Source organism: Aquirufa salirivi (genome assembly GCF_045310485.1).
Taxonomy (GTDB): domain Bacteria; phylum Bacteroidota; class Bacteroidia; order Cytophagales; family Spirosomataceae; genus Aquirufa; species Aquirufa salirivi.
Window position 1 is genome coordinate 223,748 of sequence record NZ_JBEWZH010000004.1, and the last position, 22,986, is coordinate 246,733.

The 22,986-nt window shown below is 39.3% G+C and carries 17 protein-coding genes; 4 read left to right on the forward strand and 13 right to left on the reverse strand.

Annotated elements, in window-relative coordinates; translation table 11 throughout:
* Positions 1-41: 41 nt before the first annotated feature.
* Positions 42-2,981, forward strand: a complete 2,940-nt coding sequence (locus tag U0R11_RS07150; protein ID WP_406750914.1) for a DEAD/DEAH box helicase — start codon at positions 42-44, stop codon at positions 2,979-2,981.
* 18 nt (positions 2,982-2,999) lie between these two features.
* On the opposite strand, the gene U0R11_RS07155 is transcribed toward U0R11_RS07150, so the two are convergent.
* Positions 3,000-3,662: a metal-dependent transcriptional regulator gene (locus tag U0R11_RS07155; protein ID WP_406750916.1), complete on the reverse strand. Its 663-nt coding sequence runs from the start codon at positions 3,660-3,662 to the stop codon at positions 3,000-3,002.
* 129 nt (positions 3,663-3,791) lie between these two features.
* Between U0R11_RS07155 and U0R11_RS07160 the strand changes: the two genes are divergently transcribed.
* Positions 3,792-5,114 (forward strand): Nramp family divalent metal transporter, encoded by a 1,323-nt coding sequence (locus tag U0R11_RS07160; RefSeq protein WP_406750918.1) that lies wholly within the window; start codon positions 3,792-3,794, stop codon positions 5,112-5,114.
* On the opposite strand, the gene ribD is transcribed toward U0R11_RS07160, so the two are convergent.
* From ribD to U0R11_RS07205, 9 genes are all read right to left on the reverse strand, one after another.
* Positions 5,106-6,134: a bifunctional diaminohydroxyphosphoribosylaminopyrimidine deaminase/5-amino-6-(5-phosphoribosylamino)uracil reductase RibD gene (gene ribD / locus U0R11_RS07165; RefSeq protein ID WP_406750920.1), complete on the reverse strand. Its 1,029-nt coding sequence runs from the start codon at positions 6,132-6,134 to the stop codon at positions 5,106-5,108. The two genes, U0R11_RS07160 and ribD, sit on opposite strands and share 9 nt — an antisense overlap.
* The gene (locus tag U0R11_RS07170; protein ID WP_406750922.1) at positions 6,127-9,231 is read right to left on the reverse strand and encodes an efflux RND transporter permease subunit; all 3,105 of its coding nucleotides are present in this window, start codon (positions 9,229-9,231) and stop codon (positions 6,127-6,129) included. Before U0R11_RS07170 ends, ribD begins: the two co-directional genes overlap by 8 nt.
* A gap of 8 nt (positions 9,232-9,239) precedes the next feature.
* Positions 9,240-10,286 carry a glycosyltransferase family 9 protein gene (locus U0R11_RS07175; protein WP_406750924.1) on the reverse strand — a complete coding sequence of 349 codons (1,047 nt, stop codon included), beginning with the start codon at positions 10,284-10,286 and terminating at the stop codon, positions 9,240-9,242.
* Between the two features lie 8 nt (positions 10,287-10,294).
* Positions 10,295-11,392: an efflux RND transporter periplasmic adaptor subunit gene (locus U0R11_RS07180; protein ID WP_406750926.1), complete on the reverse strand. Its 1,098-nt coding sequence runs from the start codon at positions 11,390-11,392 to the stop codon at positions 10,295-10,297.
* Between the two features lie 72 nt (positions 11,393-11,464).
* Positions 11,465-11,947 carry an Lrp/AsnC family transcriptional regulator gene (locus U0R11_RS07185; RefSeq protein WP_406750928.1) on the reverse strand — a complete coding sequence of 161 codons (483 nt, stop codon included), beginning with the start codon at positions 11,945-11,947 and terminating at the stop codon, positions 11,465-11,467.
* Between the two features lie 5 nt (positions 11,948-11,952).
* Positions 11,953-12,438 carry a gliding motility lipoprotein GldH gene (locus U0R11_RS07190; protein ID WP_406750929.1) on the reverse strand — a complete coding sequence of 162 codons (486 nt, stop codon included), beginning with the start codon at positions 12,436-12,438 and terminating at the stop codon, positions 11,953-11,955.
* Entirely contained in the window at positions 12,413-13,813 is a 1,401-nt protein-coding gene (locus tag U0R11_RS07195; protein WP_406750931.1) for a PSP1 domain-containing protein, read from the reverse strand. Before U0R11_RS07195 ends, U0R11_RS07190 begins: the two co-directional genes overlap by 26 nt.
* A gap of 24 nt (positions 13,814-13,837) precedes the next feature.
* Positions 13,838-15,124, reverse strand: coding sequence for a phosphoribosylamine--glycine ligase (purD, locus tag U0R11_RS07200; RefSeq protein WP_406750933.1), 1,287 nt, complete (start codon positions 15,122-15,124; stop codon positions 13,838-13,840).
* Between the two features lie 8 nt (positions 15,125-15,132).
* A complete protein-coding gene (locus U0R11_RS07205; protein ID WP_406750935.1) occupies positions 15,133-17,454 on the reverse strand; it encodes a RecQ family ATP-dependent DNA helicase in 2,322 nt (773 codons plus the stop codon).
* 88 nt (positions 17,455-17,542) lie between these two features.
* Here U0R11_RS07205 and U0R11_RS07210 point away from each other — a divergent pair, with 88 nt between their 5' ends.
* Positions 17,543-18,511: a KpsF/GutQ family sugar-phosphate isomerase gene (locus tag U0R11_RS07210; protein WP_406750937.1), complete on the forward strand. Its 969-nt coding sequence runs from the start codon at positions 17,543-17,545 to the stop codon at positions 18,509-18,511.
* 4 nt (positions 18,512-18,515) lie between these two features.
* Here the strand turns inward: U0R11_RS07210 and U0R11_RS07215 are convergent, their stop codons facing one another.
* Both U0R11_RS07215 and crtD read right to left on the reverse strand, forming a co-directional pair.
* A complete protein-coding gene (locus U0R11_RS07215; RefSeq protein WP_406750939.1) occupies positions 18,516-18,989 on the reverse strand; it encodes a DUF4293 domain-containing protein in 474 nt (157 codons plus the stop codon).
* Positions 18,990-19,011: 22 nt separating this feature from the next.
* Entirely contained in the window at positions 19,012-20,481 is a 1,470-nt protein-coding gene (gene crtD, locus U0R11_RS07220; protein ID WP_406750941.1) for a 1-hydroxycarotenoid 3,4-desaturase CrtD, read from the reverse strand.
* 105 nt (positions 20,482-20,586) lie between these two features.
* Between crtD and aspS the strand changes: the two genes are divergently transcribed.
* On the forward strand, positions 20,587-22,347 hold the full coding sequence (aspS, locus tag U0R11_RS07225) for an aspartate--tRNA ligase (protein ID WP_406750942.1): 1,761 nt from the start codon (positions 20,587-20,589) through the stop codon (positions 22,345-22,347).
* Here aspS and U0R11_RS07230 read toward each other — a convergent pair.
* Positions 22,342-22,983, reverse strand: coding sequence for a carbonic anhydrase (locus tag U0R11_RS07230; RefSeq protein ID WP_406750944.1), 642 nt, complete (start codon positions 22,981-22,983; stop codon positions 22,342-22,344). The genes aspS and U0R11_RS07230 overlap by 6 nt on opposite strands.
* Positions 22,984-22,986 lie beyond the last annotated feature (3 nt).

The window sequence follows — 22,986 nt, forward strand, 5'->3', positions numbered from 1 at the left end:
TTTACTCTAAGAACTCGTGCATTCGAGTGCTTTACTAGTACATGAAGATCTCACCCAGTAAGCCTTTTCAGGTAATGTATTCTTTGTTATCCCATGAATGTCTCGGCTATTTGTTCGAGGTCTTTGTGGTACAGTTAAATGAAAAATCTCAATTAACCTGGGAATATCAGACTTTAACGACACGAAATTTTCATGAATTTGCTCATGGCTTGGATGAGCGTGATGAACAAGCTGTGAAGTTTATCGAAGGGATGAAACCTGCTGCCATTTTCGAAAAGTTTAATACTTCCAAACGCAAAACGATGGAAGAGTTTTTTCTTAAGACTTTTGATGCAGAAAAGGGGGAAAAGGAAATTCAAGAAGCGGTATTAAGTATCGTTGAAAAAAAGCGAGGTCAAGTCTTTGAGTTGATTTGTCCAGATAAGACTTTGTTCATCATGGGTAATGATGGAAACCCAATGCGCCAGCATGTGTTTATACAACCAGAGCCTGTGGAGGTATTATTTCATTTTATGCGAAATGAAGAAAATACCCATTATTTCCCCACATTAAAATATGCTGGAAACAAATTAGAGTTTCAATATAAAGATGCCATGGTGTTGTGTGATGAACCAGCGTGGATGTTATTGAACCAAAAATTATATCATTTTAAGCCAGCGCTGGAAGGGAAAAAATTGCGTCCATTCTTGAATAAGAAGTTTGTCGTAATTCCTAAAAATATGGAAGAGGATTACTTCCGTAAGTTTGTGAAAGCGATGGTTGCTAGGTATCCTGTACATGCCAAAGGCTTTGAGATATTTAATACTGAAAAGAATTGCCAGTATTTACTTTCTTATGGCCCCATTGTTAATAAATTAGAAGAGGAAAAGGCCCCAAGTAAAAAATCAGCTGCTTTAGAAGCGGCTGACCGGTGGAATTTTGTATTGTCGTTTCAATACGGCAATAATCGTTTTCCATGGGATGGATTAGGCTCTGAGGCTAATGTCTTGTTTGAGAAAAAAGGCGATAGTTATGCTTTCCAAAAAATCATGCGCTCTTTGACCAAAGAAAAAAGAGCCTATCAACAATTAAAATCATTAGGATTACAAATTGAAGTTGACGGTAAAGCCGTCTTGTCAAGAGGTGAGGCTGTTCAATGGTTGACGGTGCATAAGGCTGCTTTAGATCAAGCAGGATTCAGTGTGCAGTTTAAAGGCGACGGACAAGCACCTCGGTATTTCCTCGGGAAGCCAGATATTAAAATTCGAATTGGAGAAAAATTAGATTGGTTTGATATCCAGGCAATTATTTCATTTGGTGAATTCCAAATACCCTTTCTGAAAATACGTCAATTGATCTTACAAAAAAAGAAAGAGTTTCATTTGCCAGATGGGTCCATTGCCATCATTCCAGATAATTGGTTTCATGATTACCAAGATTTATTCTATTTTTCAGAGACTAGACCTGGAGAAGATGGGGTATATTTAAAGCGTCAACATTTTCAGTTGGTTCAAGAATGGGAAAATCAGGATTTGGTCAAAACTGCCTTGCGTAGTAAAACCATGAATGATTTGGCCTTAGAGACTAAAGAATTCCCCGTTCCCAAGCAATTCAAGGGGACCTTGAGGCCTTATCAAATGGAAGGCTACCGATGGATGCGGACTCGACAAGCAGCGGGCCTAGGAGCCTGCCTAGCCGATGATATGGGTTTGGGAAAGACTGTTCAGACTTTATGTTTATTGCAAAGCTTAAAAGAGCAAGGGGAGACCTTGCCTAGTTTATTGGTGATGCCCACTTCCTTGTTGTATAACTGGGAAATGGAAGCGAAAAAATTCACTCCTCAGTTGAGGGTGTTAGTATATAGTGGCCCTCAAAGGGAAAAATTACAAGCCCAATTAGGCAAAGTAGATTTGATACTTTGTTCTTTTGGAATGGTACGTTCCGATATTGATTGGTTTGAAAAGCAGGCTTTTAGTTATGTGATTTTGGATGAATCTCAAGCCATTAAAAATCCAATGGCTAATATTACTAAAGCGGTTCAAAAGCTTACGGCTAAATACCGATTGGTCATGACAGGTACGCCACTGGAAAATTCAACCATGGATTTATGGTCACAAATGAATTTTGTGAATCCAGGTTTATTGGGTTCACAGCGTTATTTTAAGGATTTATTTCAAGTGCCTATCGAAAAGAAAGCCGATTCAGATAAAAAGAAGCGACTGTATTTCTTGATTAAGCCTTATTTATTACGCAGAGAAAAACGCCAAGTAGCGGCTGACTTACCCGCAAAAATGGAATCGGTTACGTATTGCGTGATGTCGGAGGAGCAAGAGAGATTGTACGATAAAACGAAATCCTTTTACCGAGATGTTTTGTTGAAACAAATCAAAGATGAAGGTTTACAGAAATCGCGTTTCTCTGTTTTACAAGGTTTAACCAAGTTACGTCAATTGGCCAATCACCCTTCCTTATGTGAAGAAGGATATGTCGGGGAATCGGGTAAGATGGAGGCCGTGTTAGAGAAGTTAGAAACAGTATTAGAACAACACCATAAAGTATTGATTTTTAGTCAATTTGTGCAGCATTTGGCATTGATTAGAAAAGCACTGGATGAAAGAAACATTGCCTATGCTTATTTGGATGGAAGTACCTCTGACCGAAAAGGGCAGGTGGAAAGTTTCCAAAAATCAGATGGTCAGTCGGTATTTTTGATTTCCCTAAAAGCCGGAGGAGTTGGATTGAATTTAACTGCAGCAGATTATGTCTTTTTACTGGATCCTTGGTGGAATCCCGCAGCAGAGGCGCAGGCCATTGACAGAGCGCATCGAATTGGGCAGGTTAAAACCGTATTTACCTACAAGTTTATTTCTAAACAGACGGTAGAGGAGAAGATTTTAGCTTTACAACAGCGAAAATTGGATCTTGCCAATGATTTGGTTACTTCCGATGAAAGTATTTTAAGAACCCTAAGTGAAGACGAGGTTTTGGATTTGTTGAGTTAGGCTATTCCCCAACTCAAACTAGCCTAATTTAATCAAGATATTTTTTGCTACTTCATGGCTAATGAATACAGGCACTGAGTCATTAACCGACACGGAAATAGAACGGTCAAAAGGATTGATTTCTTTTACCATGAGTTTTGCTCCCAAGCTCAAATTTAGTCGTGTGAGCAGTTGAAGAAAAACAGCTGAGTCCTTGGCTACCCCCATCAAAACGCATGCTTTATTTTCTTTTAAATCGGATAGAAGCACATAGCTCAGCTCAGGAAGGATGCCTTCTTTATTGGGGATAGGGTCACCGTGAGGATCTGTTTTGGGGAAATCTAAGAACTCATCTAATTTATTGATTAGCGCTTCGGATTCAATATGCTCTAATTGTTCGGCAATTTCATGGACCTCATCCCAGTTGAAACCCATTTTTTCTACCAAAAATACCTCCCATAAACGATGTTTTCTAACGACCGACAAAGCTATTTTTTCTCCTTCTTTAGTCAGTCGAACTCCTTGGTATTTTTGATAATTAACCCAGCCTTTTTCGGCTAATTTTCGAAGCATGTCCGTGACAGAGGCAGCTTTAGTTTGGGTTAATTCGGCTACAGCATTGGTAGAAATATCCTCTAAAGTCGATTCAGATAATCGATATATAATCTTTAAATAATTTTCCTCCGCAAATGATGTTGCCATTTTCTAAAATTAAGCTAGCATAAAAGTAAGCAAAATAGGATATAAAATAAATTTTTAGTCTCGACTAAAAAATATTTTTGTTTAATCGTAATTCTTATATATATTTGTTTGCAATAAAACCATTATTCCATGTCAAATGCTTGGCGATCAGAAGGTAAGACTCGTTCTTTAAGTGAGGTGTACGGAAGTATTCCCATTCACTCTGGACCTGGTTTCTGGAAAAATCTGCGTGCATTTATTGGCCCTGGATTTATGGTGGCTGTGGGGTATATGGATCCCGGAAACTGGGCTACAGATTTAGCAGGAGGGTCCCAATTTGGATATACCTTACTGTCAGTCATATTTATTTCCAGTCTTTTTGCCATTGTATTGCAGCATTTAGCATTAAAATTGGGAGTTTCAACTGGCCGAGATTTGGCACAGGCATGTGGGGAAGCTTTTTCAAAACCAGTAGCCATTTTTTTATGGATACTTTGTGAATTAGCGATTGTGGCATGTGATTTAGCTGAAGTTATTGGATCAGCTCTTGCCTTGAATTTACTTTTTGACATTCCAATTCTGTATGGTATTTTAATTACCATATTGGATGTGTTCTTAATTTTATACTTCCAGCACCGCGGCTTCAGGGTGCTAGAATCTATTGTCATGTCTTTATTGGCGGTGATTTCACTATGCTTTGGCTATGAATTACTACTGTCTCAACCTGATATTGGAAGTGTGATGAAGGGGCTAGTTCCACAAGCATCTATTTTTCAAGATTCGAGTCAGTTATACGTGGCCATTGGTATTTTGGGTGCTACGGTGATGCCTCATAACCTGTATTTGCATTCGAGTATTGTTCAAACAAGAGCATTTGCTCATACAGAATCAGATAAAACCAAAGCCATTAAGTTTGCAACCATTGATTCAACGCTTTCCTTGGGATTAGCCTTTTTTATCAATGCGGGTATTTTGATTTTAGCGGCATCTGCATTTCATATCAATGGAATGCCTCATGTGGCTGATATTCGTGATGCTTATCAATTGTTGGATCCTGTTTTGGGAAGTAAGTGGGCCTCCGCTTTGTTTGCTATTGCATTATTAGCTTCGGGTCAAAATGCCACATTAACGGGTACTTTGGCTGGCCAAATCGTCATGGAGGGTTTTATTGATTTAAAATTAGCTCCTTGGTTGCGCCGATTAATCACCCGAATGTTGGCCATATTACCCGCCTTTTTTATTACTTGGATTTGGGGAGAGAGCAAGATAGGTGAATTATTAGTTTTTTCACAAGTGATTCTTTCCATGCAATTAAGCTTTGCAGTAATCCCTTTGGTTTGGTTTACCAGTGATAAGGTTAAGATGGGAAAATTCGTAAATCCTGTTTGGTTAACTACCCTTTCTTGGATAATTAGTGCGGTAATTTTAAGTCTGAATGTCTATTTATTATTGCAAATATTTGGTCTAGCCTAAATCAGCCTGATACCAAATATTATCCTCACCTATTTGAATTCCATTTTTCCAGTTAATCGATTTTTGAGGCTCAGCGATTCCTTTTCCTAAGGTAGAGTCTTTCTCTTGCTTCCAGATTTCGTCCACAAAATTAGACTGAAGAAATGCCTCTAAGGTTTTTGCGCCACCTTCAACTAAGATGGAAATCAGGCCTTTTTCATAGGCTAACCGCAGAATATCCTCCAAGAGGTAATTTTCACCGAGGGCAAACCATTGACAAGGGCCATCTTGGGCTACGGTATTTTTAGTAATGATCCATGTGGCTTGACCATCTCGTAATACTTGACTGTTTTTGGGGATACGATGATGAGGGTCTAATACAATCCGTATGGGGTTATTCCCTGGCCATAATCGAGCATTTAAACTTGGATTATCCTGGATAATGGTTTCGGCACCGACCAATATTCCTTGGTGTTGAGTTCGCATTTGGTGTACCAAAGCCTGACTTTGTGGATTGGAAAATCTTATAGGTTTTCCGTCCTCTTGAGCAATAAAACCGTCTTGGGAGGCGGCCCATTTTAACGTAATGTATGGTCGTTTCTTAGTGTGAAAAGTGAAAAATTGTCGATTGATTTTGGCACCTTTATTTTCCAAAATCCCCTGGAAAACTTGAATTCCTGCAGCTTTTAATTTCTCTATTCCTTGACCAGCAACCAGTGGATTAGGGTCTAGATTGCAAATGAAGACTTCCTTGACTTGAGATTTAATCAATAAATCGGCACAGGGTGGGGTTTTTCCTGTATGAGAACATGGCTCTAAGCTAACATAAACGGAGGAACCGATGCTGTCTTCTGGATTAGCTAAAGACCAGATGGCCATGACCTCCGCATGCGCTTGGCCATAGGCTTGGTGCCATCCTTCTCCAAGGATTTGATCATTTTTAACAATGACACAACCAACTAAGGGATTAGGTGCAACGAGCCCTGATCCCAGTAGGGATAAATCCAAGGCGCGCTGCATCCAAATCTCTTGTTTATTCATGACCAACCAAAGAAGGACTTTCTTCTTTTTCTCCTTGGTGCTTCAGGTTACTGGACATGTAGCTATAAATAGCAGGGATGATGTACAAGGTTAAGGTAGTAGAAAATAACATACCGCCAACTACCGCAATACCCATAGACACACGACTTTGAGAACCAGAACCTAAGGCAAGGGCAATCGGTAAAATACCCAAAATGGTACAAAGTGAAGTCATTAAGATAGGACGGAATCGAGCTGTAGCGGCTTCTTGTACCGCTAGCATTTTATTGGATCCTGCTTCTTTTCGCTGGTTGGCAAATTCCACAATCAAAATACCATTTTTCGTTACTAAACCAATAAGCACGATGATACCAATTTGGGAGAAGATGTTCAATGTTTGACTGAAATCCCACAATGTTAATAAGGCACCAGCCACGGCCAGAGGCACGGTAAATAAGATAATTAATGGATCTATAAAGCTTTCAAACTGTGCAGAAAGAATTAAGTAAATTAATAAGATAGCTAAAGCAAAGGCAAATAATAAAGAAGAACTAGATTCTTTAAATTCCTTACTTTGTCCATCATAAGCCGTAGAGAAGGAAACATCTAGCGTTTCTTTGGCAATTTTGTCCATCTCAGTCAAGGCTTCACCCAAGGTTACACCTTTGGCCATTTGAGCTTGTACAGTGGCTGCTACATAACGATTATATCGGTATAACTGCGGAGGCGTACTTTGTTCCGTAATCTTCACCAAGTTGTCTAACTGAATTAAATCACCTCGGTTATTTTTAACATACAGTGATTTCAAATCATTTACGTCATTTCGCATCGGTCTATCGATTTGACCAATGACTTGATATTGTTTTCCATCCATGATAAAATATCCAAATCGACGACCTGATAATCCTAGTTGAAGGGTCTGCGCAATGTCTTGAATTGCGATACCTAGGTTTTGAGCCTTGGCACGATCAATTTCTATACGTAATTCAGGTTTGGTGAATTTTAAATTCACATCAGATGTTTCGAATTTTGGATTATCACGCACTTTAGCAAGGAACTGAGGCATGATTTTTTTCAAACTCTCAAAGTTTGGAGCTTGAACCACAAAGGCAATGGGTAAACCTCCACCACCACGTTGACCCGTAGAAAGTGTAGGCTCTTGAATTAAGTTTGATCTAGCTCCCGTAAACTTTTTGATCTTGGGAGATAATTCATCCGCAATTTCCTGTTGAGTCCTTCTGTTTTCTGGATCACCTAGTAAAATACGGAAACTACCAGTATTGGCAGCACCATTTCCAAAAGGAGGGGACGTAATAGCATAAATAGCATAGCGTTCTTTCGCTGGAATCGTTTCCATCAAAAACTTAGCCATTTTATCGGTATAGTTCAACATATAATCAAATGTGGCACCTTCTGGCGCTGTAGAACTAATGCGTAATGCACCACGGTCTTCTAATGGAGCTAATTCAGAAGGAATTGCATCGTATTTAAATAAAGTATAAATGATACCAATCAAAGAGACCATAATAACCCAGGCTATCCAACGGATTTTTAAAAATGACTCCAATGATCCTTGGTAGGCGGCAGTTAACCAAACAAAGAAAGGTTCAGTAACTCGGTAAAACCAAGGTTTATGATGTCCGCCTTTTAATAATTTGGAACTTAACATAGGAGTTAAGGTCAAGGAAACAAAGGCCGAAATGATCACGGATCCCGCTACTACGATACCAAATTCACGGAACAAACGCCCCGTAATACCTTGCAAGAAAATAACTGGAAGGAATACCGCAGCTAAAGTGATGGTCGTGGAAATAACAGCGAAATAAATTTCTTTAGAACCTTCTAAGGAAGCTTTCCATGGTGTCATTCCATCTTCAATTTTGGAATAAATATTTTCCAATACCACAATTGCATCATCCACTACAAGTCCGATGGAAAGTACAATACCCAATAAGGTTAGTACATTGACCGAGAAACCCACTAAGTACATAAAGAAAAATACGCCAATTAAGCTGACCGGAATAGCGGTTAATGGAATTAAGGTAGATCTCCAATCACGCAAGAATAAGAAGATGATGATGGTTACCAATAAGATAGCCGTCAGGATGGTTTCTTCTACTTCTACCAAGGATTTACGTACGTATTTCGTATTATCAAAACCTTCTTTTAACTCAACGTCAGGCGGTAAGGTTTGACGGATTTGTGGTAGTTTTCTGTTGATTGCATCCACAATTTCAATTTGATTGGATCCTGGTTGAGGAATTACCGCAATCGAAATCATGGGAGTCAAATCACGCTTAAAGAAGGTCTTATCGTTTTCTGGAGATAATTCGGCATATCCTACATCGGAAAACTTCACCGAACGACCATCTTGTTCTTTGATAATCAAGTTATTAAAATCTTCCACGGTAGTCATTCTACCTTGGGTACGAACCGTTAATTCGGTATTTGCACCTTCAATACTACCCGACGGTAATTCAATATTTTGCTTACTTAGTGCCGAAACGATATCTGGAGCTGTTAAACGGAAAGAAGCCAAACGCTCAGGGTCAATGTGCATACGCATGGCATATTTCTTCTCTCCCCACATTTGTACGGAACTAACTCCAGGAATAGTTTGAAATTTTTCCTTGACATTTCTGGTAGCTAATTCATTCAACTCCAAAAGACCACGTGTTTTGGAGAAAATATTGATATTGTAGATTGGACTAGCGTCCGCATCTGCTTTGGCTACAACTGGTGGGTCCACATCTTTTGGCAATAACGCCATGGCTCTAGAAACACGGTCACGAACATCATTGGCCGCATCTTCAATATTGACAGCCAAATCAAATTCTACGGTGATGCTGGAACGACCATCTCTACTGGAACTGGCTAAGGTTCTAACCCCAGCGATACCATTGATGGATTCTTCCAATGGTTCAGTAATTTGAGATTCAATAATGTCTGCGTTAGCTCCCGTATAGGAAGTTTGAACAGTTACGACAGGAGGATCCACGGATGGGAACTCACGAACACCCAAATAGGTATATCCAATGATACCAAACACGATAATGGTGATGGACATAACGATGGATAATACGGGTCGTTTAATGCTGGTTTCTGATAGAGAGGCCATAATATGTATTATTTATGATTTGGTATTTCTGATATAATATGATTGACTTCTACTGCGGTCTGGAGTTTAGTCCAAACTAGGTCAAAGCTTAATTCTTTTGCTGGGCCATTTTCATGATGCACTAAGCTGGCAATTTGATTCAATTGATATGCCCCAGAATAGGACATGTATTTTTTAAAGTCAGCAAACTCTCCCAACATAATCAAGGCTGGAATTTGAAAGGCGTTAGCACAATGTGTTGGTCCTGAGTCGATTCCAATAAAAAAACTAGCGGATTTGATGAGGAATAAACTGTCCTCTACGCTTGTTTTACCTACCAATGAAAGGAATTTTGGATGTTCAAATACGAGGCCTTGATTTGTGCCAATTTCCACCACATTAACATCCCATTCTTGGATGGCAGCTTGGATTAATTTGACCCAATTTTCGTCGGTCCATTCTCGGCAAGGGTCGTTGGAGATCCGATGAATAAGCCAATAGTTGCCTTTAAAAGGAAGAGGGAAGTTTTTATTAGGTAAATAAAGCGTGGGTTGTCCAGCGATTAATCCTAAGCCTGCTAATTGAGAAAAATTCTCTAATAAATTATGCTGGGAATAATAATTATGAATGTTGATATTCAGTTCTTTTGCTTTCTCGTTTTCTAAAGGAATATGGAAATAAGGATCTTTTCTTAATTCATTTAGGTGAAGGTTGAAAAAATGCTGCAAGGGATTCCACTTTGTTAAGAAATAACTAAATAGCATATTTTCTTCGGTTACTAAGCGGTAGATTCCAGGATGGTGTTCCAAAAGCGGTCTGAAATGGCCTTGAATAATCCAAATAATTTTAGCTTCGGGGTATTTTTTCTGTAAAGCGGGAATGATGGGTTCTGAAGCTACTATATCTCCTAAATGTTGGGCCAATAATACCCCCACTAGCGGTCGTGAGGGCTGGAATACACGTTGGAAAATGGCCCAAGCACATAGCTGAATATAGGCATTTAAACCTGCAAATAAATAACCTAATTTGCGGAATTTAAATTGCCAAAGAGCTGTACTTAGGTAAATGCTGGGCATCTTGTATGTTATTGAACAACCTCTTTAATGTCCACTTCTCCATCTGGTTTAACCTGGATGATTCCGTTGGTAATCAAGGTGTCACCAAGGGAAAGTCCTGATAAAATCTCCACGGTTTTCTCTCCACGAGTTCCTAATTCTACCTTGGTAGAAACAGCTTTTCCATTTTTTACGATAAATACTTTACTTCCTTTGGATTCAGGAATAACGGCTTCTGTAGGTACCAAAATGGCAGATCCTTTTGTTTTTAGAATCAAATTGACCTTAGCGAAAGCTCCAGGAACTAAAACACCACCTGGGTTAGGGGATAAGGCTCTTATTTGAAGTGTACGTGTTAAAGGGTCAATCTTAGGATCTATGGCATAAACCTTACCTGTATAAGTTTTAGTCTCATTTTCTGTCTCAAATTCAATGGTATTGCCTTTGCGAATTTGAGAAGCATATTTGGCTGGAATAGAAAATTCAATTTTAGCTGGATTGGTATTCGTCAATGTCGCAATTTTAGTAGTGGGAGAGATATAACTTCCCATACTTACATAGCGAAAACCAATGGTACCTGAGAATGGAGCACGAATCGTTGTTTTTAAGATTTGTGCTTTTAGATCATCAATATCGGCAGAAATGGTATTGACTGAGTTCACCGCAATATCATATTCTCTTTGAGAGATGGCCTCTTTTTGAAGTAAAATCTTTTGACGAGCTTCATTATCTTCGGCTAATTTTTTATTGTAACCTAATTTTTTCAAACGAGCCTGCAAATCATCGTCATTAATATGCAATAAAATAGTCCCTTTCTGAACCACATCGCCCTCTTTGATATTCAATTGATTAATTCTTCCGGCAATTTCAGAACGAATTTCAACCTCTTCATTCGGTAAAATACTTCCCGTTGAATTAATCATGTCATCTAGTCTTGTGGTTTTAACCACCATAACTACCACAGTAGTTTTCCCACCCTTTCCCCCGGCAGGACCACCTTTACCTTTCTCTTTGCCTTCTTCTTTCTTTTCAGCAAAAAATGTCTTTTTTACCTTGGGGTAAAAGGCGATGCCTAATATCAAAGTGATTACTAATAGGCTGACGATTGTTTTTGTAATCTTGTTCATAAGGTCAATTCAAACGATGTTAATTATTCAAGTTAGGTAATTTAATTGGTGCATCTACCCCAATTTATAGGTTTATCTGGTTTTTTCTTGATTTAACCAAGGTAAAATGCTTTCATTTTGTATTTGATTCATCACAAAGTGACTTTGTGCATTGCCAATATTCTTGATACTCGCCAGTTTATGTAGGATAAAATCTCGGTATTCATCCATATCTGCCACGACGATTTTTAGAAGGAAATCACTATGACCAGAAACGCAATAGCATTCTTGAACTTCCAATAAACTCATCACATCCTCTTCAAATTGTTTGAGGAATTCTGCCGCATGTTCTTTCAAGGAGATATCGCAAAATACCGTTAGGGATTTTCCTAATTTGTTGGGATTGATCGTGGCCTTGTATCCAGTAATTACCCCATCCTTTTCCATACGTTTGATTCGTTCATGGATAGGCGTTGGGCTCATGCCTAAGCGCTGGGCCATGTCCTTGTTGGACATATAAGCATCTTCATGTAAAAAGGCGAGGATTTGTTTATCAATATCATCAATCTTGGACATGAGATTTAGGGATTAGGAACTAAAGATGCACCAACAGAAATGATACCAGCCAAGGTATCTGTTCGCATGTCATGGGATAAAAGTAATGTATATTTACCCTTTTTAGGAAATTTTAATTGCTTAAAAATCAAGAACTTGTGGCTGTAAATATCACCTAGTCCTTCTCCCTTGGCTTTGCCAGATTTGGGGTCATATAAGACAGCTTCGGCTAAGGCTTGCTTGATTAATTTCCCATCAGATCCCAGCACTTTGGGAATGAAATAAAAGTTGTTAAATGGGTAATCATTGGATTGTCGTAAAGCTACATACAAGCTATACGATTTATCCAAATCTTTGATTTCAAAAGGGTAGCTAACCTGATTTTTTTGCGACCAGCCTTGCTCTCCCATTTTGCTTGTTTGGTCAAATACCTGATCACCTTGACAAGCTATTAGAAAGCCCAAGGAAAAAAATAACAGCAAGGGTTTAAGCAGTGGGCGTCTCAGGGCCATTTCTAGGTGGTCTGGGTTTAAATTTCTTTTTGAATTTCTTTTTAAATGGTTTTGGTGTAGCCTCTCCAGCATTTTCTGTACCTTCTGGAGCATTAATCACAGGAGATGTTACGCGATTATCAGGACGATCCGTGTTGCCTTCTGGTTTATTTTGGGGTCTATTGGGATTAGCAGGGACCTTATTCCCTTTTTGGAAATTACCACGCGCTTTTTGATCTCCATTATTTCTTTTTGGATTATCGGAGCGTTGGCTGCTAGGTTTTCCCTTGCCGTATTTTTTGTCCATCCTGTCCAAATCGGAATTTAATTCAGACAATTTCGGTTTCTCAACCTCAGGTACGTCTGGATTCAGATTTTCGAAGGAATCAGGAATGATACCTTTTTTATTTAAGTCAACGATTTCTTTTACTCGGTCACAAGTTACAGGGATCCATATGGACTCTTCTCCTGCATAACCAAACCACATCATGCGCTTAAAGATGTCTGTTTTTTGTAAAATAGCATCTCCACGCTTGGTTTTTATACGGCCCTCAATGGTCGGAATGTCTTTCAAGGCATCCATGTAGGTCTCCAATTCGTAATTGAGACAACATTTTAAACGACCACACTGTCCACTTAATTTAACGGGATTTAAGGAAAGATTTTGATACCTAGCTGCCGAGGTTGTCACATTTTTGAAGTCGGTAAGCCAAGTAGAGCAACATAATTCTCTTCCACAAACACCAATACCTCCTAATCTTCCGGCTTCTTGACGCAAAGAAATCTGCTTCATTTCCACACGGATTTTAAATTCTGTGGCCAGCAATTTGATTAACTCACGAAAATCTACTCGGTCGTCTGAAGAATAATAAAATACAGCTTTTGTCCCATCTGTAAGAAACTCCACATCGGAAAGCTTCATATTCAACTTTAAATCACCAATAATCTGACGGGTTCGATAAAGCGTAGGTAAATCTCTTTCTAGGGAATTACGATGCTTTTCTTCATCTTTTTCCGTCGCCATGCGTAAGATATCTTTGAGCTTATCATCATCTTTGATACCTTTTTTTAGTAATTGTAAACGCACCAATTCCCCTTGAAGGGAAACAACGCCCAGCTGTACACCTGAAGAAGAGTCTACCATGACGGAGTCTCCTGTGTGTAAGGCTAATTGGTTGGGATTGCGAAAATACTCTTTTCTCCCAGCTTTGAATTTTACTTCAACTATATGAAAACGTTGAAATTGAGGGACATCCAAATCGGATAACCAATCAAAAACGTTCATTTTGTTGCAAGCACCTGTACCACAGCTTCCATTGCTTTGGCAGCCTGAAACTGCACTATCTGATGATGCCTTGGATCCACATGATCCAGTTGAACACGATTTACATGCCATAATTATATGTGTCAATCGGTCTCATTACGACTTATAGCGTAATACGTCGAGACCAATATCTCGTCTAAAGTTTTTGCCTTCAAATTGAATGGTTTGAGCCGCCTTTTGAGACTTTTGTATGGCTCTTTCCAAGGTATTTGAAGTGCCTGTTAGGGCCATTACTCGGCCTCCCGAGGTAACAATTTGTCCGTCTTGCTCACGGGTCCCTGCATGAAATACTAGGGCTTCTTCTATTTTTTCCATGCCTGACATGATATCCCCTTTTCGGTAATCTTCGGGATAACCTCCTGCCACGACCATGGTCGTAACGGCATATTGGTCAGAAATCTGTAAACTTTCGGTTTTTAGTTTCCCTTGAGCAGCCGCAAGAAGCAAAGATAAGAAATCTGATTCGATTCTTGGCAATACCACTTCTGTTTCAGGATCTCCCATGCGGGCATTGTACTCAATCACGTAAGGTTCACCTTCATGATTCATTAAACCAATGAAGATAAAACCTTGGTAGGGAATGTTGTCGGATTTCAGACCCTGGATGGTTGGTTCAATCACTTTTTGTTTAACCAATTCCATGAATCGCTCAGTAGCAAATGGAACTGGAGAAACAGCTCCCATACCACCCGTATTTAAGCCTTCGTCATTTTCCCCAATACGTTTATAATCTTTGGCTTCTGGTAAAACCACATAGTTTTCCCCATCGGTTAAAACAAAAACGGAAAGCTCAATGCCTCGTAGAAACTGTTCCACGACGACCTTTGAACTAGCTTCGCCAAATTTGGCATCATAAATCATTTCTTTGAATGATTTTTCGGCTTCAGCATGGCTTTGTGCAATGATCACACCTTTACCAGCGGCTAATCCATCTGCTTTTAAAACAATGGGCAGCGACTGCGTCGCCAAATAGGCTAGGCCTTCTTCCCCATTATCCTTAGTAAATGTTTTGGAGGCTGCTGTAGGTACACCATGCGCATGCATGAAGTTTTTAGAAAAATCTTTACTTCCTTCCAATTGTGCTCCTAGTGCACCGGGGCCCACAATTCCCACATGTTGAAGATCTTCTTGAGATTCAATATAATCCCGAACTCCTTTGACTAAAGGTTCTTCTGGGCCAACAATCACTAATTCTATTTGGTGGGTTCTTATGGCCTCAACAATGGCCGAGAAATCAGAAAAACCAAAGGGTAAATTAATGCCCAATTGGGCCGTCCCGGGGTTACCTGGGGCTATATATAATTGACTTAATAATGGACTTTGGGATATTTTCCAGGCAAATGCATGTTCTCTTCCTCCGGATCCCAAAAGTAATACATTCATAATATTCGTTAATTGGCTAGTTCACTTAAAAATTTAATGCGCATTAATCGCAACTCTTCTTCACTGACGTCGTCTATGTTGCAATTATCTAAAGCTTCGGTAATATTATCGGTATCAGAACTTAAGAAGTAATCGTAAATTTCCTCCTGCTTATCGGGTTCAATGACTTGATTGATGTAATAATCTAAATTCAATTTTGTCCCTGAATAACAAATGGCTTCAATCTCCTCAATTAATTCAGCCATGTTTAATTCTTTCTGATAAGCGATGTCATCTAAATCAATTTTACGATCCACTTGTTGGATGATATAAATCTTGATTTTTGACTTATTGACCGTAGATTTAACCACCACCTCGCGGGCCGTTTCAATCTCATTTTCATCCACATAACGATTGATGACATCCAAGAATGGCTTACCAAACTTGATTACTTTTCCCATACCGACCCCATTAATTTGGGCCATTTCTTCTTGATTACTAGGATAGGTGGTGGCCATCTCTTCCAAAGAAGGATCCTGAAAAATAACGTAAGGAGGAAGGTTTTTCTCCTTAGCTAATTTCTTGCGAAGGTTTTTTAATAATTCAAATAAAGCATCATCATAGGCTTTTGCCCCTACTCCTGCATTCATCTCATCATTTTCATCTGGTTCTGCTTCTTTCTCATAATCATGATCTCTGGAGAAAGTAACCGGATATGAATCTTGAATGAAGTTGAGCCCCTTTTCGCTTAATTTTAAAACGCCGTAGTTTTCAATGTCCTTAACTAAATAACCATGTATGGCAATCTGTTTGATGAATGAAATCCATGGGGATTTTACATCATCACTGTGGTGGTCCTTCTGCGATTTCTTTTTGAGCTTCGGTTTTTTGGGTGTTGGATTGTCCTCGTCTTCATCCTCATTGTCATCGTCATCATCATCGTCTTCTACTGCCGGGGTATTCCATGAAACGGTTTTTCCAGCACCAAACACGGGTAATTTATTGTGATCGTAACTTTGAACGTATTGATTTAATTTGCCTTCCAACAAATCAGCAATGTGCTCAGCATCAAATTTCTCTTCCGTTTCTTGTATGGCTTGTAAGGCTAAAACGACTTCTCGTTCGGCCTTGAAAGTGGGGGTTGGATGTAGGCAGTTGTCGCAAAAGCCACAATTTTCAGCCATATATTCCCCAAAATAATTGAGTAATTGCTTTCTCCGACAGACGCCCAAATTGGCATAGTACACCATTTCTGCCAATAATAATTTGGCATTCTCTTTTTCTGATACGGCTTTATCCTTATTGAACTTATCTAGTTTTAAGATATCGTCGTAGGTATAAAATAAGATACAAGTTCCATCCAATCCATCTCTACCTGCTCTACCCGTTTCTTGATAATAGCCTTCTAGGGATTTAGGGGCATCATAATGTATCACAAAACGGACATCCGGTTTATCAATTCCCATGCCAAAGGCAATGGTTGCTACCATGACTTCCACTTCTTCATTCAAAAATGATTCTTGGTTAGCCATGCGAATGGCTGGATCTAATCCTGCATGGTAGGGAAGGGCCTTGATGCCATTGACATGTAATAAATCCGCAATTTCTTCTACTCGTTTCCTACTTAGGCAGTAAATAATTCCTGCTTTACCAGAATGACTTTTAATGTAGCGAATCAGTTGTTTGTCAATGTCCTTTTTGGAACGTATTTCGTAGTAGAGGTTTTTTCGGTTAAAGGAAGTTTTAAAAACCTGGGCATCTTCTAAATTTAACGTCTTTTGAATATCCAATTGCACTTTGGGAGTAGCAGTAGCTGTCAATGCAATGATGGGCAATTTTTCATCAACCGATTCAATGATGGCACGGATTTTTCTATATTCAGGCCGGAAATCATGACCCCATTCTGAAATACAATGCGCTTCATCAATGGCCACAAAAGAAATGTTCGCTTGTTGTAAAAAGTTGAGATTCTCCTGCTTATTCAAAGATTCAGGAGCAATGTACAATAACTTCACATCGCCACTTAACACTTCGTTCTTAACCCGATTCATTTCTGCACGGGTCAAAGAAGAATTTAAAAATTGAGCATTAACACCAAAAGCGATCATTTGATCTACTTGGTTTTTCATCAAAGCAATTAATGGAGAAATAACAATGGCTGTTCCAGGCATAACTATAGCCGGAAGCTGGTAGCAAAGAGATTTGCCTGCTCCAGTAGGCATAAGCACAAAGCTATTATTCCCTTGAAGCGTATTTTGGATGATAGCTTCCTGTTCTCCACGAAATTGGCTAAATCCAAAGGTCTTCTTGAGATGCTCCTTTAACGTATCGTTGGAAATTTGAATGGGCATAATTTTAGGAACTACTGGTATGTTTCACAATGTAGCAGAATTATTCTTACATAGTTAATTAACTTTGTGTACTCAAATTCTACTAAAATTGAAATTAAACAAAAATATTCAATCCACAGCAAAAAAAGTTTTAACCCAAGAAGCAGAAGCTATTTTACAAGTTAGCGCTGCCATAAATTCTGAATTTGAAGCTTGCGTGGAACATTTATTGGCAAATCCAGGCAGAATTGTCTTTACTGGAATAGGTAAATCGGCTTTAATTGCTCAGAAAATTGTGGCTACTCTCAATTCCACGGGAAGTCCTGCTTTGTTCATGCATGCAGCTGATGCCATCCATGGGGATTTAGGAATGATACAAAGGGGTGATTCGGTCATTTGTATATCCAAGTCAGGAGATACTCCAGAAATCAAAGTTTTAGTCCCATTGATCAAACGTTTAGGGGTTTCTTTAATCGCCATGGTTTCTAATAAACAATCGTATTTAGCGCAACAGTCCGACTTTGTTCTTCATGCTCAAGCGGATTCAGAGGCAGATTTATTGAATTTAGCTCCTACCACTTCCACCACCGTAGCTCTAGCATTGGGTGATGCCTTGGCCGTATGTTTGTTGGAATGTAAAGGTTTTACATCCCAAGATTTTGCCAAATATCACCCAGGAGGGGCTTTGGGAAAACGTTTGTATTTAAAAGTGGCGGATATTTATCCTCAACACGAGTTTCCTCACATCTTACCTCAAGCCAGTATACAAGAGGCAATCCATGAAATCAGCTCCAAGCGTTTAGGAGCTACTACCGTGATGAACGAGCATGAGGAATTGTTAGGAATTATTACCGATGGGGATGTGCGTAGAATGTTAGAAAAACAACAAGACTGGGCGAATATTCAGATTGTTCACATGATGAATTCCAATCCAAAAACCATTTCATCCGAAGCTTTTGCTACCGAGGCTTTGTCCATGATGCAAGAAAAGAATATTACACAATTGGTTGTTCTTGAAAAAGAAAAGGCCGTGGGATTCATACATCTCCACGACCTTTTACGTGAGGGTATCGTGTAATTTCTTAGCGCATACGATTCGAAGATTGAACCAGCATTTCGTCTTTACGAATTAAACGATTGGCAATCATATTGGCTAATAGAGCCACAATTAAGGCATAAAATCCTAGGTCATAGGCTCCTTGCATTTCTGGATTGAATAAGGGAATCGTTTTTTTGTAAATGGTATAAAAACTGTATCCCATGGTGGCAGCAATTAACATGGAATTGACTAGTCCAAGCGCCATTTGACGCATTCTGTTCTTAAATTGGAACAAAATGTAGGCTGTAAGGGCTACTGAAATTAACAGCAAAATTAGCGGAATATATTGAGCTTCAACTTGCGCTTTTCCTTGGATCTGAGAGGTCCATTCCGATATAAATACTTGGGCTGTTTCACCTGACATACCCGTTTTGGTCCATAACGGCCAACCTGCTATCACCAGAATTTCTGCTATAAGGACAATAAGTAAAAAAATAGATTGGGGTCTTTGAATCATAATATTTCGATTTTCTACGAAATTACGCATTTTCTTGAAAAAGCTTGGAAGCAATTTTGGCAGATGACAAGCAAAGTGGAATTCCACCTCCAGGATGCACGCTTCCACCAATCCAATATAGGTTTTTTATAGCACTACGGTAATTGGGATGACGTAAAAATGCAGCAAATCGATTATTGGAAGCATTTCCATAAAGGGCCCCACCTGAAGAAGAGGTGCGCTCTTCAATCCTTCTCGGATCTAAATAATCCTCCGCTACCATGTACAAACTAATATCCTCTCCTAAGGCCCGACTGATTTTTTGAATGACCCTTTCTCGGGTTAGTTGCACTAATTCATCCCAGTTTTGACCTTGGTTGGCTGGGGCATTAATCAAAATAAACCAGTTTTCTCCACCTTTAGGGGCATCTTCTGGGGCGACTTTGCTAGAGATGTGGAGATATACTGTGGGGTCATCCGACAAGGTTTTGTCCGTGAAGATAGCTTTAAACTCTTCTTGATATTTTTCTGAAAAGAAAATATTATGAACCCCTAATTCATCCCACTGTTTGTTCATCCCCCAATAAAATATGATGCCAGAACTCGACTTTTCTTGTTGTAGAAGCCTTTTAGGTTGAATTTGATCAGGGAGTAATTTTTGATAAGTTGGTCGGATATCCATATTACTCGCCAACATATCGAATGGATATTTCCCTTGAGCCGTTTCTAGACCTATTGCTTGGTTGTTCTCACAAAGTATTCGATTGACCTTTTCATTAAAATGAAATTGCACGCCTAAATCTTGGGCAAGTTGATACAAAGATTGAGTAATGGCTATCATCCCCCCTTCTGGGAAAAAGGCTCCAATATTGTATTCTAAATGAGGAATGATGGATAGTGTGGCAGGTGTTTGGTAGGGATCTGATCCATTGTAAGTGGCATAACGGTCAAATAATTGAACCGTTTTTGGGTTTTTGAATCGTTTTTTATGCAATTGGTGCATGGTGGAAAACAAGCCTAAGCTTGGAATGTTCCAATAGCCATTCCAAGCTTTTTTACTTAGCCAGGTACTTGATTGATGCAAGGAATTCTCTAGAAAAAGTTCAGAAATGATTTGGTATTTTTCTTGTAAACCTAGAATGAAATCATAGACATTTTTCTCATTTTCTCCCAAGTTTTTGGCTATTTCATGTGCTGTTTCAGCGAAGTTTTCCAAGGTACAAAGTCGGGTACGGTCTTCCCAAAAATATCGACAAACTTCAGGTAATCGCGAATAATTAAAATAGTCTCTAGGGTTTTTATTGGCTAGAGTAAATAACTCATCCACCAAATGTGGAAGGGTAAATAAGGATGGTCCTGCATCAAACCTGAAGCCATTAATCTGAAATTCGGATAACTTTCCACCGGGGAAGGAATTAGCCTCAAAAACCTGTACTTGATGTCCTAAACAAGCCATACGAATAGCAAAAGCCAATCCACCCACTCCCGAACCAACAACCCCTACTTGTTTCATAGTCATGATATTTCTCAAATTGGCTTAACTTATTAAATGGACAAAATGTTTAAAACGGATATTTTCCGTAATTTTGCACAAATTTTTTTAATCTGAGAATAAACTATGCTACGCACTCATACGAATGGCGAATTACGATTGAATCATGTAGGGCAAGAAGTTACCTTGTGTGGTTGGATACAGCGAACTAGAGATAAAGGAGGAATGATTTGGGTTGATTTACGTGATCGCTATGGCATTACTCAGCTCATGTTAGAGGAGGGAAAATCCAGTCCAGAGGCCTTAGCAATGGCCCGTAATTTAGGGAGAGAGTTCGTGGTAGAAGCCAAAGGAGTAGTGGTAGAAAGATTAGCCAAAAACGATAAATTAGCCACGGGAGATATTGAGATTAAGATAAGTGAAATTAACGTACTAAATCCTGCCAAATTACCTCCATTTTTGATTGAAGATGAGACCGATGGAGGAGAGGACGTGCGTATGAAATACAGGTATTTGGATTTACGCCGTACACCTATTCGTGAAAGTTTACGTCTACGTCATACCGTAGCTAAAGAAGTCCGCCGTTATTTGGATGATGCCGATTTCATTGAAGTAGAAACACCCGTTTTGATTAAATCTACCCCAGAAGGAGCACGTGATTTCGTAGTGCCTTCGCGTATGAACCCAGGTGAATTTTATGCTTTACCACAGTCCCCACAAACATTTAAGCAACTCTTGATGATTTCTGGTTTTGACCGGTATTATCAATTAGTGAAGTGTTTTCGGGATGAGGATTTGCGAGCCGATAGACAGCCTGAATTTACGCAAATTGACTGTGAGATGTCATTCGTAGAGCAGGAAGATATTTTGAATATGTTTGAAGGTTTGATCCGTCATTTGTTTTTACAAGTGAAGGGATTGGATATTGGGGAAGTTTCTCGTATGACCTATGCCGATGCGATGAAATATTATGGTTCTGATAAGCCAGATATTCGTTTTGACATGCATTTTGTGGAATTAAAAGGAGAAGAGCAAGACCTGACATCCGATAAGGACTTCCAAGTGTTTGATTCGGCTTCGCACGTGATTGGTATTTGCGTGAAAGGGGCTGCAGAATATACGCGTAAGCAAGTGGATGAGTTAACGGATTTTGTTCGTCGTCCGCAAATTGGTGCTAAGGGATTAATTTATGTTCGTCATCAAGCGGATGGATTGAAGTCCTCTGTAGATAAATTTTACGGAGAAGAGGATTTGAAAAAATGGTCTTCTGCATTCAATTCTGAGCCAGGTGATTTGATGTTGATTTTAAGCGGAGAAGGGGATAAGGTGCGTAAGCAATTGAATGAATTGAGATTAGAAATGGGCACTCGCATGGGATTGCGTGATCCAAACAATTATAAAGTACATTGGGTAGTTGATTTTCCTTTATTGGAATATAGTGAAGAAGAAAATCGCTGGTTTGCCATGCACCATCCATTTACAAGCCCTAAACCAGAGGATATTTCATTGATGATGGCGGGAGATTTTGGCAAAGTAAGAGCTAATGCCTATGATTTAGTGGTGAATGGAGTAGAAGTAGGAGGAGGGTCTATTCGGATTTTCCAAAAAGAGCTTCAATCGACCATGTTCAAGGTTTTAGGCTTTACAGAAGATGAAGCAAAAGCGCAATTTGGCTTTTTATTGGATGCGTTTGAGTACGGTGCACCTCCTCATGGTGGTTTAGCCTTTGGTTTTGACCGCCTATGTTCTTTGTTTGGTGGTTCTGAATCGATCCGCGATTATATCGCATTTCCCAAAAATAATGCAGGTAGGGATGTGATGATTGACTCACCATCACCCCTTGCCCCTGCACAATTAAAGGAACTGAAAATTAAGACGGATTTATAATTCTTCGTCGAAATTGAAGGAGAACACCGAACTTTGCCATTCATTAGGGTCAATGTTCAAGATCTCTTTAATCTCTCCATGATGCATGTCGAATACCCAGCCATGTAGGTATGGGTATTCGAATTTTTTCCATGATTTTTGAATAATGGTCGTTTTGGCTAAGTTAAGGACTTGCTCTTTTACATTCAATTCAACCAATCGATCAAACTGTTCTTTTTCGCTAGTCAAGGAGTGGATTTCAGTGAAATTCTTTTCATAGACTTCCTTGATATTTCTAAGCCATTTATTGATTAGGCCATAGTCCTTGTTCGTCATGGCAGCACGTACACCTCCACAATTATAATGCCCACAAACAATCACATGTTTTACTTGTAAAACTTCTACAGCATATTGTAAGACCGAAAGTAAATTCATGTCGGTATGCACGACCATATTGGCTACGTTTCTATGAACAAATATGTCGCCAGGGTTGGCATGAGTGATTTCCTCAGCTGGCACCCGGCTATCCGCACATCCAATCCAAAGAAAAAGAGGCTTTTGGTCTTTGGATAGATCATCAAAATAATGCTCATCTACGGCTAATTTTTCAGATGCCCAGGCTTTATTACTCAAAAGGAGTTTTTTATATTCTTTCATGTT

Bases quoted from the DNA above. Each gene is read 5' to 3' on its own strand.
- U0R11_RS07150 (WP_406750914.1), top strand. From the start codon at position 42: ATGAAGATCTCACCCAGTAAGCCTTTTCAGGTAATGTATTCTTTGTTA.
- U0R11_RS07180 (WP_406750926.1), bottom strand. From the start codon at position 11,392: ATGAACAAGATTACAAAAACAATCGTCAGCCTATTAGTAATCACTTTG.
- U0R11_RS07175 (WP_406750924.1), bottom strand. From the start codon at position 10,286: ATGCCCAGCATTTACCTAAGTACAGCTCTTTGGCAATTTAAATTCCGC.
- U0R11_RS07190 (WP_406750929.1), bottom strand. From the start codon at position 12,438: ATGGCCCTGAGACGCCCACTGCTTAAACCCTTGCTGTTATTTTTTTCC.
- aspS (WP_406750942.1), top strand. From the start codon at position 20,587: ATGCTACGCACTCATACGAATGGCGAATTACGATTGAATCATGTAGGG.
- crtD (WP_406750941.1), bottom strand. From the start codon at position 20,481: ATGAAACAAGTAGGGGTTGTTGGTTCGGGAGTGGGTGGATTGGCTTTT.
- U0R11_RS07230 (WP_406750944.1), bottom strand. From the start codon at position 22,983: ATGAAAGAATATAAAAAACTCCTTTTGAGTAATAAAGCCTGGGCATCT.
- U0R11_RS07160 (WP_406750918.1), top strand. From the start codon at position 3,792: ATGTCAAATGCTTGGCGATCAGAAGGTAAGACTCGTTCTTTAAGTGAG.
- U0R11_RS07170 (WP_406750922.1), bottom strand. From the start codon at position 9,231: ATGGCCTCTCTATCAGAAACCAGCATTAAACGACCCGTATTATCCATC.
- purD (WP_406750933.1), bottom strand. From the start codon at position 15,124: ATGAATGTATTACTTTTGGGATCCGGAGGAAGAGAACATGCATTTGCC.
- ribD (WP_406750920.1), bottom strand. From the start codon at position 6,134: ATGAATAAACAAGAGATTTGGATGCAGCGCGCCTTGGATTTATCCCTA.
- U0R11_RS07195 (WP_406750931.1), bottom strand. From the start codon at position 13,813: ATGGCATGTAAATCGTGTTCAACTGGATCATGTGGATCCAAGGCATCA.
- U0R11_RS07215 (WP_406750939.1), bottom strand. From the start codon at position 18,989: ATGATTCAAAGACCCCAATCTATTTTTTTACTTATTGTCCTTATAGCA.
- U0R11_RS07155 (WP_406750916.1), bottom strand. From the start codon at position 3,662: ATGGCAACATCATTTGCGGAGGAAAATTATTTAAAGATTATATATCGA.
- U0R11_RS07185 (WP_406750928.1), bottom strand. From the start codon at position 11,947: ATGTCCAAGATTGATGATATTGATAAACAAATCCTCGCCTTTTTACAT.
- U0R11_RS07205 (WP_406750935.1), bottom strand. From the start codon at position 17,454: ATGCCCATTCAAATTTCCAACGATACGTTAAAGGAGCATCTCAAGAAG.